Genomic DNA, 13813 nt, shown 5'->3' on the forward strand with positions numbered 1-13813 from the left:
ATCCGAACGCTGACGGCGCTCGCCGACGTTTCGGCGATAGCCTTAGGTGGGGTGCAGACACCAACGCCCGGCCAGGGAACCCTCCCTGGCCGGGCGTTTTTCTTGCGTCCGTCTACTCCTCGCCGTCGTGCTCCGGCAGCGGTGCCAGGGAACGGCTCAGGGCCGGGACATCGCTGGGCGCGTCGCCGGGATCGAAGGCCACGTTGAGCGGGGCGCGGCTGCGCAGGGCCTGCCAGGCCCGGCGCAGCCGTTCGCTATCCACTGCCATCACCTCGGCGGCCAGCCGCTCACGGCGGTCGAAGGTATCGTCGCCCAGGGCCAGGCCACGCCACAGCCGGTCGGTGAGCTGGCCGAGGGAGGTGTCTCGGGCCAGCAGCTGGTCGCGCACCGCCTGACGGTAGGGGGCCAGGGTATCGTCGTCCAGGCCCGCCAGGGTGGCATCGAAGGTCTCGAGGAAGGCGTCGATGCGCTCGCCGATGGCCTGGCTCCCGGTCTCCGGCGATTGCACCAGCAGGGCGATGCCCGGGGCATCCAGCAGCGGCCGGTAGCCGGCATTGACCACATAGCCCAGCTGCTCTTCGGTGCGCAGTCGCGTATAGAAGGGGGTGCTCAGCAGTTGGCCCAGCACCGCCAGCTCGGCCTGGCTGGCCAGGGAGCGGTCGGGGCCCTGCAGGTAACGCAGCAGCAGCGACTCCTGGCGCTGGCTATCGGGCCGCAAGGGGGGCAGCTGTCGGGCGGCCAGGGGCGTCAGGGCGGGAATGGCCTCGGCGTCCAGGCGAGGGGTCAGGGCGTCGAAGACCATCTGCGCCTCGCGGCTGGCCGGCTCGGCACCCAGGTCGCCGATGGCCATGGCCTCGATGCGCAGGGCCTCCAGGAAGTCGCGACGATAGGCACGCAGGGCGTCGCCGTCCAGCGCTTCCAGGGCCTCCAGCAGGGCGGTGGTGGGCCACTGGGGGCGAATCAGCGCCTCGCCCAGGGTGCGGTTGGCCTGCAGGTAGAGGGCCGCCTGGGGGGCGTTGCGCCACTCCCGGGCCAGGCGCTGCTTGACCCGGGCCAGGCTCTCCTCGGTGATCTCGCCTTCGATCAGCTGGGCCAGGGCCTCGCGCATCACCAGCGGTTGGCGATCCCGCCAGCCCGAGAAGCTCAGGGTCAGGCCGCGGGCGTGGGCGTAGGCCGTGAAGTGCTGGCCGGCCAGCCGCGCCGGGTAGAAGGCCTCGTTGAGGCTGTCGTCGAGCCAGCCCGCCAGCAGCTGGGTCAGCGCCGCCTCCCGGGGCGACTCGGCGGCGGCGGGGTGCTGAAGGCTGAAGCGCCACTCGACCTGAGGCGTGCGGAAGCCACTATGGGCCTGGTGCCAGAGACGGGCTCCCTGGGCCTCCAGGCGCAGTTCGGGGCGCGGATCCTGGTGTCCCAGCAGCTCGAGATCCTGGGCGATAAAAGGGTTGCGCTGGGGCAGGGCCAGGCCGTTCAGGGGCGTCGCCTCGGGCCACTCGACCCGGGGCTCGGCCCGATAGGGGGCGTGGAACCAGGGGGACGTCGCTTCGCCCTCCACCTCGGGGCCACTGTAGAGGCGGATCAGCCGCTCCGGCGTCAGGGCCTGCAGGTAGGGAGCCAGGCGCTCGGCGTCGAAGTCATCCATGCGGTAGGGGGCGTAGAGCACGTCCTCTGCCGGGTAGTAGGCCAGGTTCATGGCCAGGCGGGTCACGCCGCGGATCGGGGCGCCGTGCTGCAGGAAACGGAACTGCTGTTCCGCCAGGCGCGCCTGTTCCTCGTAGCGCCAGGCCTCCAGGCCCTGTTCGCGGATTTCCTCGATGGCGGCGAACAGGCTGGCCTGGAGGGTGTCGAGGCGTTCGGCGCCCTCCGGGGTCAGGCTGAGGGTCACCGCGAAGAGGGCCTGTTCGCCATCGCTGCGGGTCACGCCGGCGGAGAGGGCATCGGCCAGGCCCGCCTCACGCAGGACCGCCAGCAGGCTGCCCTCGCCCTCATGGCCCAGCAGGTTGGCCAGGAAGTCCACCGGCTTGAAGGGGTAATCGCGGATCGGGTCGGGGATGGGGAAGAGGAAGCGGACCTGCTGGCGATCGCGCAGCGACTGGGTCTCCAGGGCCAGCGGCAGGGGCTCATCGAGGACCAGGGGGACCCCGGTGGCGGTCGTCTCGAGGCCACGATCGCGAATGGCACCGAAGCGATCCCGGACCAGGGTTTCCAGCTCATCCAGTGGCTGGGGCGCGATCAGCGCCAGGTGCATCACCCGGGTGTCGTAGTGGCGCTCGTAGAAGTCGATCACCCGCTCGCGCAGGCTGGGTTCCCCGTCGGCGGGGTCGGCCAGGGTCTCGCGGCTGCCCACCGAGAAGCCGGTGCTCGGGTGCTCGGGGTTGAGGAACTGGTCGAGCACATCGAACTCGCGGCGCGCCTCGTCGCGAATCCGCGCCTGGTACTCGGAGTGCACGATATTGCGTTCGCTCTCCAGCTGATCGGCGTTGAACAGCGGGGCGATAAAGAACTGGCTGAAGCGGTCCAGGGCGCCGGGCAGCGCCTGGGGCTCGATATCGAAGAAGTAGTTGGTGTCATGGGGCGCGGTAAAGGCGTTATGGCTGCCGCCATGGCGGTTGATATAGCCCTGATAGGCATCCGCCTCGGGGAAAGGCTCGGTGCCGAGGAAGAGCATATGCTCGAGGAAGTGGGCCAGCCCCGCCAGGTCCTCGGGATCATCGGCGCTGCCCACGCTGACGTTCATGGAGGCGGCGGCCTTGTCCGCCTCGGGGTCGTGTACCAGCAGGGCGGTGAGGCCGTTGTCCAGGGTCAGCAGGCGATAGTCGCGGATGTCCTGGGGACTGGTATGGGGCGTGGCGACCTCGGCGATGGGCGGCTCGGGCGCGTCGGCCTGGACCAGTCCGAAAGCGCCGACCCATAGGCTGGTCAGCAGCGATAGTGCGCTGCGGTGGGCGGCGGTAAGCGAGATGGACATTAGCTCTCCTGTGCGGGGGTCTCGCGCAGCATGGGGCCGGTGGGGTAGCCACAGGCCCACTCCTGGTGCTTGGGATCGTTCACTCGTCTTGATACCGGAAAGGCGCCCAACAGTTCCCCGGGGGCCGGGGCCAGCAGGGCCCGAGCCCGCTCGAGGGGCGTGGCCGGGTCGAGCCATTCGAGGGCCAGGGCGGCATCGATCACCGCCGGGAGGCGGTCGCTCAGGGGGGCCAGCAGCGGTGGCGTGGCCACCGTGATCAGGGCGCAGGAGTCGGCATGCTCGGTGAGACTGGTGTGGTAACGGCACCATAGCCCGGCCAGCAGCAGCGGGCCGCGGTCGGCCCGGGTGACCAGGAAGGGCTGCTTCATGCGCGGCTGGGGCTTCCACACATAGACGCCGCTGGCCGGGATCAGGCAGCGGCGGGTGGCGAAGGCCTCGCGGAACATGGGGCGCGACTCCAGGGACTCCGCCCGGGCGCAGTGGGGGGCGTGGTCGAGCACCTCGAGCCAGGGCGGGGTCAGGCCCCAGAAGGCGGTCGCCAGGGTCGGAGCGCCGGCGCTAAGACGTAACATCGACAGCGGCCGGCGAGGCGCCAGGTTGGGGCTGGTGATCGGGGGCGCCTCGAGGCGCAGGCCCGGCAGCAGACGTTCCAGGTCCAGAGGGGCGATATGCAGGCGGCCTGCCATGGTGGCTCCTGAGCGGCGGAGGGCCTCAAGGGTAGCGACTTCACCGGGCGCTGAAAAGCGCTCATCCCCGCGCCAGGCTTGCGTTTGTGGCCGGTAGCGATATGCTGGTCGGAAACAGTGTTCGATTCTACCTTTCCACCCATCGCGACGAGGAAGCCCATGGCACGTCCCAGACAGCATGCCCCCGAGGCGCTGCATGCCCAGGTGATGGCGGCCTGTGACGCCTGGCTGCAGGAGCGCCCGGTGCATGAGCTGTCACTGCGCGCCCTGGCTCGCGATGTGGGCTGTGCCCCCAGCACCCTGCTCAAGCTCTACGGCAGCTTCAACAACCTGCTGCAGCACGTCAATCTCGAGACCCTGGCGCGGCTCAAGTCGGCCATGGAGCCGGCGGAGACCACCGCGACCCTGGAGTCCCAGCTGCGCACCCTGGCCCTGGCCTACTGGCGCTTCGCTCGCCACGAGCCCTACCGCTGGCAGCTGCTCTTCGACTATCCCCTGGCTCAGGAGGGGGAGCTGGACCGGCGCCAGAGCGACATGATCGAGGCGCTTTTCCTGCGCGTGGAGACCGGCCTCAAGGCCTACCAGCCGGGGCTCGGCGACCTGGAGGCGCGGCGCATGGCCCGCACCCTCTGGGGCAGCGTGCATGGCCTGGTGCAACTGGGCCTCAACGAGCGCCTGGGGGTCTGGCAGGGCCAGCCCCTGGAGGTGACCGAGCTGCTGGAGCAGCTGCTGGTCACCATCCTCGCCGGCCTGCGTCATGGTCCCTACGCTCCGTGAGCCGTGAGCGTCACCCCCTCAAGGGGCCCTGTCTCGGCCTGGCGCGTCACCTGATCCTCCTGCTGGTGCGGCTCTGCTATCGACTGCGGGTCGAGGGGCGCGAGCACCTGCCAACCCGGGGGGCGGCCCTGGTGGTCTGCAACCATGTCAGTTTCGTCGATGCCCTGGTCCTGGGCGGCGCCAGCCCGCGTCCGCTGCGTTTCCTGATGGACCGGCCCATCTACGAGTCCCCCTGGCTCAACTGGTGGTTCCGCCTGGTGGGGGCGATCCCCGTGGATGCCGATCGTCGCGATCCGGGCAGCGTGCGGCGTGCCCTGGAGGAGATTCGCTGCGCCCTGGACAGCGGTGAGGTGGTGATGCTCTTCCCCGAGGGGCGCCTCACTCCGGATGGTGAGATCCACCCCTTCCAGCGCGGCCTGGAGCGGATCCTGGCCCGCAACCCGGTGCCCGTGGTGCCCGCCGGCCTGGGCGGGCTCTGGGGCTCCTGGACCTCCCATCAGGGCGGGCGGGCTCTGGCCAAGTGGCCGCGGCGCTTCCGTGCCCGGATCGGACTCTGCTTCGGCACGCCCCTGGCGCCGACGGAGGCCAGCCTGGCACGCCTCGAGATCGAGGTGTGCGATCTCAAGTCCCGGGCCGAGGCCTGGGTCGAAGCGCCGACCTCGGCTACCCTTAGAAAACACTGAGTTCCCGCGCTCCATGGCCCGGCCAGGCGACGGGATTCCGACGCTGGACCCTGATGAGAACCGATCCATGAGCAAGCAGCCGCTGATTATCTTCGATACCACCCTGCGCGATGGCGAGCAGTCGCCGGGTGCCTCCATGACTCGCGACGAGAAGGTGCGCATCGCCCTGATGCTGGAGAAGATGCGCGTCGACGTCATCGAGGCGGGTTTCGCCGCCGCCAGCCCTGGCGACTTCGAGGCGGTGAAGGCGGTGGCCGAGAGCGTCAAGGGGAGCCGCGTCTGTTCCCTGGCCCGGGCCCTGGATCGGGATATCGAGGCCGCCGGCGAGGCCCTGGCCGGCGCCGCCCAGGGGCGTATCCACACCTTTATCGCCACCAGTCCCATTCATATGCAGTACAAGCTGCAGATGACGCCGGATCAGGTGGTGGAGCGGGCCGTGGCGGCGGTGACCAAGGCCCGTGGCCTGTGCGACGACGTGGAGTTCTCCTGCGAAGATGCCGGCCGTTCCGAACTGGACTTCCTGTGCCGCATCGTCGAGGCGGCCATCGACGCCGGCGCCTCCACCATCAATATTCCCGACACCGTGGGCTACGCCCTGCCGGTGCCCTTCGGCGAGATGGTGGGGGAGCTGATCCGCCGGGTGCCCAACAGCGACAAGGCGGTCTTCTCGGTGCACTGCCATAACGACCTGGGGCTGGCGGTGGCCAATTCCCTGGCCGCGGTGAATGCCGGGGCCCGCCAGGTGGAGTGCACCATCAACGGCCTGGGCGAGCGGGCCGGCAACGCCTCCCTGGAAGAGATCGTCATGGCGGTGCGTACCCGCCAGGATATCCTCGACGTGGAGACGCGCATCGACGCCACCCATATCGTGCCCACCTCGCGGCTGGTCTCCACCGTCACCGGCTTCCCGGTGCAGCCCAACAAGGCCATCGTCGGCAAGAACGCCTTCGCCCATGAGTCGGGGATCCACCAGGATGGGGTGCTCAAGCACCGCGAGACCTACGAGATTATGCGTGCCGAGGACGTGGGCTGGCACACCAATGCCATTGTGCTGGGCAAGCACTCGGGGCGCAACGCCTTCCGCTCGCGGCTGGGCGAGCTGGGCATCCAGTTTGCCTCCGAGGCGGAGCTCAACGATGCCTTCGTGCTCTTCAAGCAGCTGGCCGACAAGAAGCACGAGATCTACGACGAGGACCTCCAGGCCCTGGTCACCGACACCCGGGCCGCGGCGCGGGCCGAGCGGTTCCGGCTGGCGGCCATGGAGGTCACCTCCCGGACCGGCGAGACCCCCCTGGCCCGGGTCGTGCTCAGCCACGATGGCCAGGAGCACCGCGTCGAGGCCCAGGGCAGCGGGCCGGTGGATGCGGTCTACAAGGCCATCGAGCAGATCGCCGACAGCCAGGCGGAGCTGGAGCTCTACTCGGTGAACGCCATCACCAGTGGCACCGATTCCCAGGGCGAGGTCACGGTGCGCCTGCAGAAGGGCGGCCGCATCGTCAACGGCCTGGGGGCGGACACCGATATCGTCATCGCCTCCGCCAAGGCCTATATCAATGCCCTGAATGCCCTGGCCAGCCGCGGCGAGCGCACGCACCCCCAGGGCGTCCACGAAGGGCCCTGAGGCCGCTCGCCGAGCCGAAGCAGAAACGCCGACGGCGCCCCGAGGGGCGCCGTCGGCATTGGTGGGGCGAGCCTAGCGGCGGCGGGCCGGTCGCCGGGCGTGCTGCCAGCAACGCGCCGAGGTGATCAGCTTGTCCTTGACCTGGAGGATCTCCATGCGGGTGGTGCCCACCTGCAGGCAGGCGGGGCCGTCGGGGAAGGACTCCAGGTGCTCGAGGATCAGGCCGTTGAGGGTCTTGGGGCCATCGGTGGGCAGCTGCCAGCCCAGCGACTTGTTGATCTCGCGAATATTGGCGGTGCCCTCGATCAGGTAGCTGCCGTCGTCCTGAAGGTGGATCTCCTGGTGCATGCCCGCCACGTCGGTGGTGAATTCGCCGACGATCTCCTCGAGGATGTCCTCCAGGGTCACCAGGCCCTCCACGTCGCCGTACTCGTCCACCACGATGCCGATGCGCCGCTTCTGCTTCTGGAAGTTGAGCAGCTGGGTGTGCAGGGGCGTGGACTCGGGAATGAAGTAGGGCTCCCGGGCCTCCTGGACGATGGCCGCCTTGGTGACCTCCGGCTTGGCCAGGAAGCGCGCCGCATTGCGCAGGTGCAGCATGCCGATGATGTTGTTGATATCGCCCTTGTAGACCGGGATGCGCGTGTGCTGGCTGGTGCGGATCTGGGTGAGGATGCTCTCCAGGTCATCTTCCAGGTCGATGCCGACGATCTCGTGGCGGGGCACCATGATGTCGTTGACGGTGACATTCTCCAGGTCGAGGATCGATAGCAGCATCGCCTGGTGGCGCTGGGGGATCAGGGTGCCCGCCTCGTGGACGACGGTGCGCAGTTCGTCCCGGGTCAGGCTGTCGGCGCTGCCGTCGATCTGCTTGACCCCGGTCAGGCGCAGCAAGCCATTGGAGATGGCGTTGGTCAGCCATACCAGCGGATAGAGCAGCTTGAGCAGCGGCTCCAGGATCACCGAGGCGGGGTAGGCAATGCGCTCCGGCTTGACCGCCGCATAGGTCTTGGGGGTCACCTCGGCGAAGATCAGGATGACGATGGTCAGCACCAGGGGGGCGATGGCCGGGCCGGTCACCTCGCCGAAGAAGTGGATCGCCAGTACGGTGGCGATGGCGGCGGCGAGGTTATTGACCAGGTTGTTGCCGATCAGGATGACGCCGATCAGGCGATCCGGACGGGCCAGCAGACGCAGCACCCGTTGGGCCCGACGCTCGCCGCCGTTGGCGCGATGACTGAGGCGGTAGCGGTTGATGGACATCATGCCGGTCTCGGAGCTCGAGAAGAAGGCCGACAGCAGGATCAGCAGCGCCAACAGGCCGAACAGCAATCCCACGGGGAAGTCGTCGCTCAAGATGGAAGAGTCCTTTATGGCGTTTCAGGCACGTTTGTAGAGAAACGGCGCGTGGCCTGTCAAGGCGGCTCAGGGCCCCCGGAAGATCACTTCCAGGGCGAACTTGCTGCCGAAATAGGCCAGCAGCAGCAGTGCACAGCCCCCCAGGGTCCAGCGCACCGCCTTGAGGCCACGCCAGCCGAGCCAGTGGTGGCCGGCCAGCAGGATCGAGAAGATCACCCAGGCGGCCAGGGAGAGCAGCGTCTTGTGGGCCAGGTGCTGGGCGAAGAGGTTGTCGAGGAAGAGGAAGCCGCTGAGGATCGCCAGGGTCAGCAGGCCGACCCCGGCCCAGACCAGCTCGAAGAGCACCCGCTCCATGGTGGTCAGGGGAGGCAGGGCCTGGACGATGCCACGCGTATGGTGGTGGCGCAGGGCCTGGTTCTGCACGCCGAGCAGGATCGCCTGGACGGCGGCGATGGCCAGCACGGCGAAGGCCAGGGCGGAGCTCACCACATGCAGGGCGATGCCCGGGGTCAGGCCGGCGCCAGGGGGCGGGCTGGGCAGGCCCACCGCCAGTAGCAGGGTCGCGGCGGCCAGCGGGAAGAGTCCCACCGCGCCGTTGAGCACCGGCTTGAACAGGCTGATGGCCAGCAGCAGGGCGGCGATCAGGGCGCCGGCCACGCTGGCGGTGGCTCCCAGGCCCAGGCGCAGTGACTCGGCATCACCGAACAGCGCGCCCAGTACCAGCAGGTGGCAGGCCACGGCCAGGCCGCCCAGGGTCAACACCAGGGGCGGACGCTGGGGGACGCGCCGCGCCAGGGCCAGCGCCTGCCAGGAGGCGGCGCCGCAGTAGAGGATGATGGCGATTAAGGCAAAGGGAAGCGCCTGCATAGCGTTGCTGTCCATGGGCCGCCCGGGGCGGCGAAGTGGCGAGAAGAAGAGCCGCGATCCTGGCGTTACTATACCGAAGCCCCGGGGCGCCGCCCAGCCATGCATGGAGACCGGAGCCATCAAGGCGTATAATCGCGCCAAACGCCAAGGCACCCTTGCCGGAGAGGCCCATGTTCGAAAGTCTATCGGAGCGTCTATCGCGGACGCTGAGGTCCATCAGCGGTCAGGCCAAGCTGACCGAGGACAATATCAAGGAGACCCTGCGCGAGGTGCGCCGGGCGCTGCTGGAGGCCGATGTCGCCCTGCCGGTGGTCAAGGCCTTCATCGATGCGGTGCGCCAGCGCGCCGTGGGTCAGGAGGTCTCCAAGAGCCTGTCGCCGGGGCAGCAGTTCGTCAAGATCGTCCAGCAGGAGCTGGAAGCGGTCATGGGCGAGGCCTTCGATGGCCTCAGCCTCAAGGGCTCGCCGGCGGTGATCCTGATGGCCGGCCTGCAGGGGGCGGGCAAGACCACCTCCGTGGCCAAGCTGGCCCGCTACCTCAAGGAGCGCGAGAAGAAGAAGGTGTTGGTGGTCTCCGCCGACGTCTATCGTCCCGCGGCCATCGACCAGCTGGAGACCCTGGCCGGGGAGATCCAGGTCGACTTCTTCCCCTCCTCCAGCGACCAGCGCCCGGTGGCCATCGCCGAGGCGGCCATCAAGCACGCCAAGATCCAGTTCCATGACGTGGTGATCGTCGATACCGCCGGTCGCCTGCATGTCGATGCCGACATGATGGACGAGATCCAGGCCCTGCATCGCGCGGTGACGCCGCAGGAAACGCTGTTCGTGGTCGATGCCATGACCGGCCAGGACGCCGCCAACACCGCCAAGGCCTTCCACGAAGCTCTGCCGCTGACCGGGGTGATCCTCACCAAGGCGGATGGTGATGCCCGCGGCGGGGCGGCGCTCTCGGTGCGCCATATCACCGGCAAGCCGATCAAGTTCATGGGCATGGGCGAGAAGACCGATGCCCTGGAGCCCTTCCACCCGGATCGGGTGGCTTCGCGGATCCTCGGCATGGGCGACGTCCTGTCGCTGATCGAGGAGGCCGAGCGCACCGTCGACAAGGGCAAGGCCGCCAAGCTGGCCAAGAAGGTCAAGAAGGGCGAAGGCTTCGACCTGGAGGACTTCCGCGACCAGCTCCAGCAGCTCAAGAAGATGGGCGGCATGGGCGGCCTGCTCGGCAAGCTGCCGGGCATGGGGCAGATGGCCGAGATGGCCCAGGGCCCCGGCCCGGAGAAGGAGCTCGGCAAGCTCGAGGCGCTGATCAACTCCATGACGCCCCAGGAGCGCCGCAAGCCGGAGATCATCAATGGCTCCCGCAAGCGGCGCATCGCCGCCGGGGCCGGCCTGCAGATCCCCGACCTCAATCGCCTGCTCAAGCAGCACAAGCAGATGCAGAAGATGATGAAGAAGGCGGGCAAGAAGGGCGGCATGCAGAAGATGATGCGCGGCATGTCCGGCATGATGGGCGGCGGTGGCCCGGGCGGCCCCGGCGGAATGGGCGGGCCCGGTGGCATGGGCGGCCCGGGGGGCATGGGTGGCCCCGGCGGCTTCCCCTGGCGTTGATGCCGGGGGCTGTCAAGGAAAAAGGTTCCCAAACGGTGCCGCTTTCCGTAGAATGTCGCGTCTTCATGACTGGGTCGTGAGTCCGCTCGCGCCCTGAAGACCCCAATATTTCAGCAATCCAACCGAAGGACTGTTTAACGCCATGGTTACCATTCGTCTGGCACGTGGTGGCGCCAAGAAGCGTCCCTTCTATCACCTGACCGTGACCGACTCTCGCAAATCCCGCGACGGTCGTTTCCTGGAGCGCGTCGGCTTCTTCAACCCGGTGGCCCGTGGTCAGGAAGAGCGTCTGCGCGTCGACCTGGAGCGCGTCACCCACTGGCAGGATCAGGGTGCCCAGCTCTCCGACCGCGTCGCCGAGCTGATCAAGGAAGCCCGCAAGCAGGCCAGCGCCTGATTGTGAGCCCGGTGCAGGAAACCGCCATGACCTCTCCCCAGGGCCGCGATGAGGCTCAGCATGTCGTGCTGGGCAAGCTGACCAGCTCCTATGGGGTGAAGGGGTGGCTCAAGGTGTACTCCTACACCAGCCCCATGGAGGGCATTCTCGACTACCCCGAGTGGTGGGTGCGTCACGAGGGTCGGGTAACGGTTTATCGCCTGACTCAAGGACGTCGCCACGGCAAGGGACTGGTCGCGAACCTCGACGGGGTGAACGACCGCGATGCCGCCGAGCGGCTGGCCGGGGCAGAGATTCTGCTGCCCAAGTCGGCGCTGCCCGAGCTGCCCGCGGACGAGTATTACTGGCATCAACTCGAAGGTCTCGAGGTGGTGACCGCCGAAGGGGAAGCCCTGGGGCGGGTGGCCTACCTGTTCGAGACCGGCGCCAACGACGTCATGGTCGTGCGCGGTGCCGCCGACGGCAAGGAGCGCTTGCTGCCCTTTTTGCCCGACGAGGTGATACTCGACGTGGATCTCGATGCCGGCCGCATGACGGTGGCCTGGGATCCCGATTTTTGACCCTAGGGTCGACCGCCCGAGGCGGACGCCCAGGGCCGATGCCTGGAATCGATTGCCGTGTGGATAGGTGTTGTCTCGCTGTTCCCGGAGATGTTCGACGCGATCAGCCGTTATGGCGTGACCGGTCGAGCGGTCAAGCAAGGGTTGCTGGAACTGGAATTCTGGAATCCCCGGGACTTTGCCACCGACAAGCACCGCACGGTGGATGATCGCCCCTATGGGGGCGGGCCGGGCATGCTGATGAAGGTCGAGACGCTGCGTCAGGCGATTCATGCCGCGCGCGCCGAGGCCGAAGCGACACAGGGCCAGCCGGCCCGCGTGATCTATCTGTCGCCCCAGGGGCGACCTCTGGATCAGCGCGGTGTTCAGGAACTGGCTGCGGCGGGGCCATTGATCGTGGTGGCCGGCCGTTACGAGGGCATCGACGAACGCATCGTCGAGGCCGATATCGATGAAGAGTGGTCCATCGGCGACTATGTGCTGAGCGGCGGCGAGCTGCCCGCCATGGTGCTGATCGATGCCGCCGCCCGGCTGGTGCCGGGAGTGCTGGGACACCAGGACTCGGCGGTGGAGGACTCCTTCAACGAGGGACTGCTGGATTGCCCTCATTACACGCGCCCGGAGATGATCGACGGGCGGGCGGTGCCCGAGGTACTGCTGAGCGGCAATCATGGTGCCATTCGTCGCTGGCGCCTCAAGCAGTCCCTGGGACGCACCTGGCTCAGGCGCCCCGACCTTCTCGAGGGTCGCGACTTGAGCCGAGAGCAGCGACAACTGCTCGACGAGTTTATCGACGAATACGCCAGTCAGGCGGCGGTGCGAGACACCCCCGAGGCCCCCTGAGCCAGGGCAGACTCGCGTCACACATCCGATTCCCGCCTCGCGTGCCACGCCGAGCGTCGGGATCACGGCCACCCCCGGGTGGCGATGACATATCGAGGAGCTAGCAATGAGCAGCAAGAACAAGGTGATCCAGGCGATCGAGAACGAGCAGATGGCCAAGGAAGTCCCGGCCTTCGCCCCCGGCGACACCGTGATCGTCCAGGTCAAGGTCAAGGAAGGTAACCGCGAGCGCCTGCAGGCCTTCGAAGGCGTGGTGATCGGCAAGCGCAACCGCGGTCTGAACTCCGCCTTCACCGTGCGCAAGATCTCTCACGGTGTCGGCGTCGAGCGGACCTTCCAGACCTACAGCCCGCTGGTCGACTCCATCAGCGTCAAGCGTCGCGGTGACGTGCGTCAGGCCAAGCTGTACTACCTCCGCGAGCGCAGCGGCAAGTCTGCCCGCATCAAGGAAAAGCTGGCCTAAGTCGGGCCAGGTCGCGACCCGGCAGCGCCGAGGTCGCCGGGAAACCCCGTCACCGCTCGCGCGGGGCGGGGTTTCCCTGCATTTGAGGCCCAGTCATGTCCGATGCTGCCCTGATCGACGCCTTCCTCGATGCCCTGTGGCTCGAGCAGGGGGCCAGTGAACATACCCTGGCCGCCTATCGCCGTGATCTCGTCGCCTGGGCGGGCTACCTGGCCGAGCATCGGCAGAGCCTGCTGGCCCCCGGCGCCGAGACCCTGCCCGAGTGGCTGGCGGCGCGCCGCGAGGCGGGGTACCAGCTGCGCTCCAATGCCCGGCTGCTGTCGAGCCTGCGGCGTTTCTATCGCTGGGCGCTGATGACCGAGCGGCTCGGCGCCGACCCCCTGGCCGGGGTGCGCCTGCCCAAGGTGCGGCCCAGCCTGCCGAACACCCTGGACGAGGTCGAGGTGGAACGGCTGCTGGCGGCCCCGGACACGAGCACTCCCCTCGGGCTGCGGGATCGCGCCATGCTGGAGGTGCTCTACGGCTGCGGCCTGCGGGTCTCGGAACTGGTCAACCTGAGTCTGGCCAGCGTCAACCTGCGCCAGGGGGTGGTGCGGGTGCTGGGCAAGGGCGACAAGGAGCGGCTGGTGCCCCTGGGCGAGGAGGGCATCGTCTGGCTGGAGCGCTACCTGCGTGGCGGTCGGGGAGCACTGATGCAGGACCCCGCGCGGCCGGCGCTCTTCCCCGGTCGCGGCGATGCCTGCCTGACCCGTCAGGCCTTCTGGCATCGCATCAAGGTCCATGCGCGGGTTGCCGGGATCCAGCGGCCCCTGTCGCCGCACACCCTGCGCCACGCCTTCGCCACCCATCTGTTGAATCATGGGGCCAATTTGCGTGTCGTACAGCTGTTGCTCGGTCATAGCGACCTGTCGACGACCCAGATCTATACCCATGTGGCCCAGGCACGCCTGGAACTGCTGCATGCCGAACATCACCCGCGAGGCTGAAC

13 protein-coding genes are annotated in these 13813 nt (G+C 68.3%); 9 read left to right on the forward strand and 4 right to left on the reverse strand.

Going from position 1 to position 13813, the window contains the following annotated elements:
• Positions 1–112 precede the first annotated feature (112 nt).
• Positions 113–2962: an insulinase family protein gene (locus tag IHD13_RS08075; RefSeq protein ID WP_195860532.1), complete on the reverse strand. Its 2850-nt coding sequence runs from the start codon at positions 2960–2962 to the stop codon at positions 113–115.
• A complete protein-coding gene (locus IHD13_RS08080; protein ID WP_195860533.1) occupies positions 2962–3648 on the reverse strand; it encodes an SOS response-associated peptidase in 687 nt (228 codons plus the stop codon). The genes IHD13_RS08075 and IHD13_RS08080 overlap by 1 nt, the downstream gene beginning before the upstream one ends.
• A 159-nt stretch (positions 3649–3807) precedes the next feature.
• Here IHD13_RS08080 and IHD13_RS08085 point away from each other — a divergent pair, with 159 nt between their 5' ends.
• From IHD13_RS08085 to IHD13_RS08095, 3 genes are all read left to right on the forward strand, one after another.
• Positions 3808–4425, forward strand: coding sequence for a TetR/AcrR family transcriptional regulator (locus IHD13_RS08085; protein WP_195860534.1), 618 nt, complete (start codon positions 3808–3810; stop codon positions 4423–4425).
• Entirely contained in the window at positions 4422–5108 is a 687-nt protein-coding gene (locus IHD13_RS08090; protein ID WP_195860535.1) for a 1-acyl-sn-glycerol-3-phosphate acyltransferase, read from the forward strand. Before IHD13_RS08085 ends, IHD13_RS08090 begins: the two co-directional genes overlap by 4 nt.
• Positions 5109–5175: 67 nt before the next feature.
• A complete protein-coding gene (locus IHD13_RS08095; protein ID WP_195860536.1) occupies positions 5176–6729 on the forward strand; it encodes a 2-isopropylmalate synthase in 1554 nt (517 codons plus the stop codon).
• A gap of 72 nt (positions 6730–6801) precedes the next feature.
• Here IHD13_RS08095 and IHD13_RS08100 read toward each other — a convergent pair whose 3' ends face one another.
• Both IHD13_RS08100 and IHD13_RS08105 read right to left on the reverse strand, forming a co-directional pair.
• Positions 6802–8085, reverse strand: a complete 1284-nt coding sequence (locus IHD13_RS08100; RefSeq protein ID WP_195860537.1) for an HlyC/CorC family transporter — start codon at positions 8083–8085, stop codon at positions 6802–6804.
• A 69-nt stretch (positions 8086–8154) separates the two neighbouring features.
• Positions 8155–8955, reverse strand: coding sequence for a cytochrome C assembly family protein (locus tag IHD13_RS08105; protein ID WP_195860606.1), 801 nt, complete (start codon positions 8953–8955; stop codon positions 8155–8157).
• A gap of 170 nt (positions 8956–9125) precedes the next feature.
• On the opposite strand from IHD13_RS08105, the gene ffh reads away from it, so the two are divergent.
• The 6 genes from ffh (at position 9126) to xerD (ending at position 13811) form a co-directional block, all read left to right on the forward strand.
• Entirely contained in the window at positions 9126–10562 is a 1437-nt protein-coding gene (gene ffh / locus IHD13_RS08110; RefSeq protein ID WP_195860538.1) for a signal recognition particle protein, read from the forward strand.
• Between the two features lie 142 nt (positions 10563–10704).
• A complete protein-coding gene (gene rpsP / locus IHD13_RS08115) occupies positions 10705–10959 on the forward strand; it encodes a 30S ribosomal protein S16 (protein WP_195860539.1) in 255 nt (84 codons plus the stop codon).
• Positions 10960–10985: 26 nt separating this feature from the next.
• Entirely contained in the window at positions 10986–11519 is a 534-nt protein-coding gene (gene rimM, locus IHD13_RS08120; RefSeq protein WP_195860540.1) for a ribosome maturation factor RimM, read from the forward strand.
• A 57-nt stretch (positions 11520–11576) separates the two neighbouring features.
• Positions 11577–12362, forward strand: coding sequence for a tRNA (guanosine(37)-N1)-methyltransferase TrmD (gene trmD / locus IHD13_RS08125; RefSeq protein ID WP_195860541.1), 786 nt, complete (start codon positions 11577–11579; stop codon positions 12360–12362).
• A gap of 106 nt (positions 12363–12468) precedes the next feature.
• Positions 12469–12825: a 50S ribosomal protein L19 gene (gene rplS / locus IHD13_RS08130; protein ID WP_195860542.1), complete on the forward strand. Its 357-nt coding sequence runs from the start codon at positions 12469–12471 to the stop codon at positions 12823–12825.
• 95 nt (positions 12826–12920) lie between these two features.
• Positions 12921–13811: a site-specific tyrosine recombinase XerD gene (gene xerD / locus IHD13_RS08135; protein ID WP_195860543.1), complete on the forward strand. Its 891-nt coding sequence runs from the start codon at positions 12921–12923 to the stop codon at positions 13809–13811.
• The last annotated feature ends 2 nt before the right edge of the window (positions 13812–13813 follow it).

Origin of the sequence: Halomonas sp. 328 (genome assembly GCF_015645095.1) — a bacterium.
In the GTDB taxonomy this organism is placed as follows: Bacteria; Pseudomonadota; Gammaproteobacteria; order Pseudomonadales; family Halomonadaceae; genus Bisbaumannia.

Coding starts and splice junctions, on each gene's coding strand:
- IHD13_RS08095 (WP_195860536.1), top strand. CDS start 5,176: ATGAGCAAGCAGCCGCTGATTATCTTCGATACCACCCTGCGCGATGGC.
- rimM (WP_195860540.1), top strand. CDS start 10,986: ATGACCTCTCCCCAGGGCCGCGATGAGGCTCAGCATGTCGTGCTGGGC.
- IHD13_RS08105 (WP_195860606.1), bottom strand. CDS start 8,955: ATGCAGGCGCTTCCCTTTGCCTTAATCGCCATCATCCTCTACTGCGGC.
- xerD (WP_195860543.1), top strand. CDS start 12,921: ATGTCCGATGCTGCCCTGATCGACGCCTTCCTCGATGCCCTGTGGCTC.
- IHD13_RS08080 (WP_195860533.1), bottom strand. CDS start 3,648: ATGGCAGGCCGCCTGCATATCGCCCCTCTGGACCTGGAACGTCTGCTG.
- IHD13_RS08085 (WP_195860534.1), top strand. CDS start 3,808: ATGGCACGTCCCAGACAGCATGCCCCCGAGGCGCTGCATGCCCAGGTG.
- ffh (WP_195860538.1), top strand. CDS start 9,126: ATGTTCGAAAGTCTATCGGAGCGTCTATCGCGGACGCTGAGGTCCATC.
- rpsP (WP_195860539.1), top strand. CDS start 10,705: ATGGTTACCATTCGTCTGGCACGTGGTGGCGCCAAGAAGCGTCCCTTC.
- IHD13_RS08075 (WP_195860532.1), bottom strand. CDS start 2,962: ATGTCCATCTCGCTTACCGCCGCCCACCGCAGCGCACTATCGCTGCTG.
- rplS (WP_195860542.1), top strand. CDS start 12,469: ATGAGCAGCAAGAACAAGGTGATCCAGGCGATCGAGAACGAGCAGATG.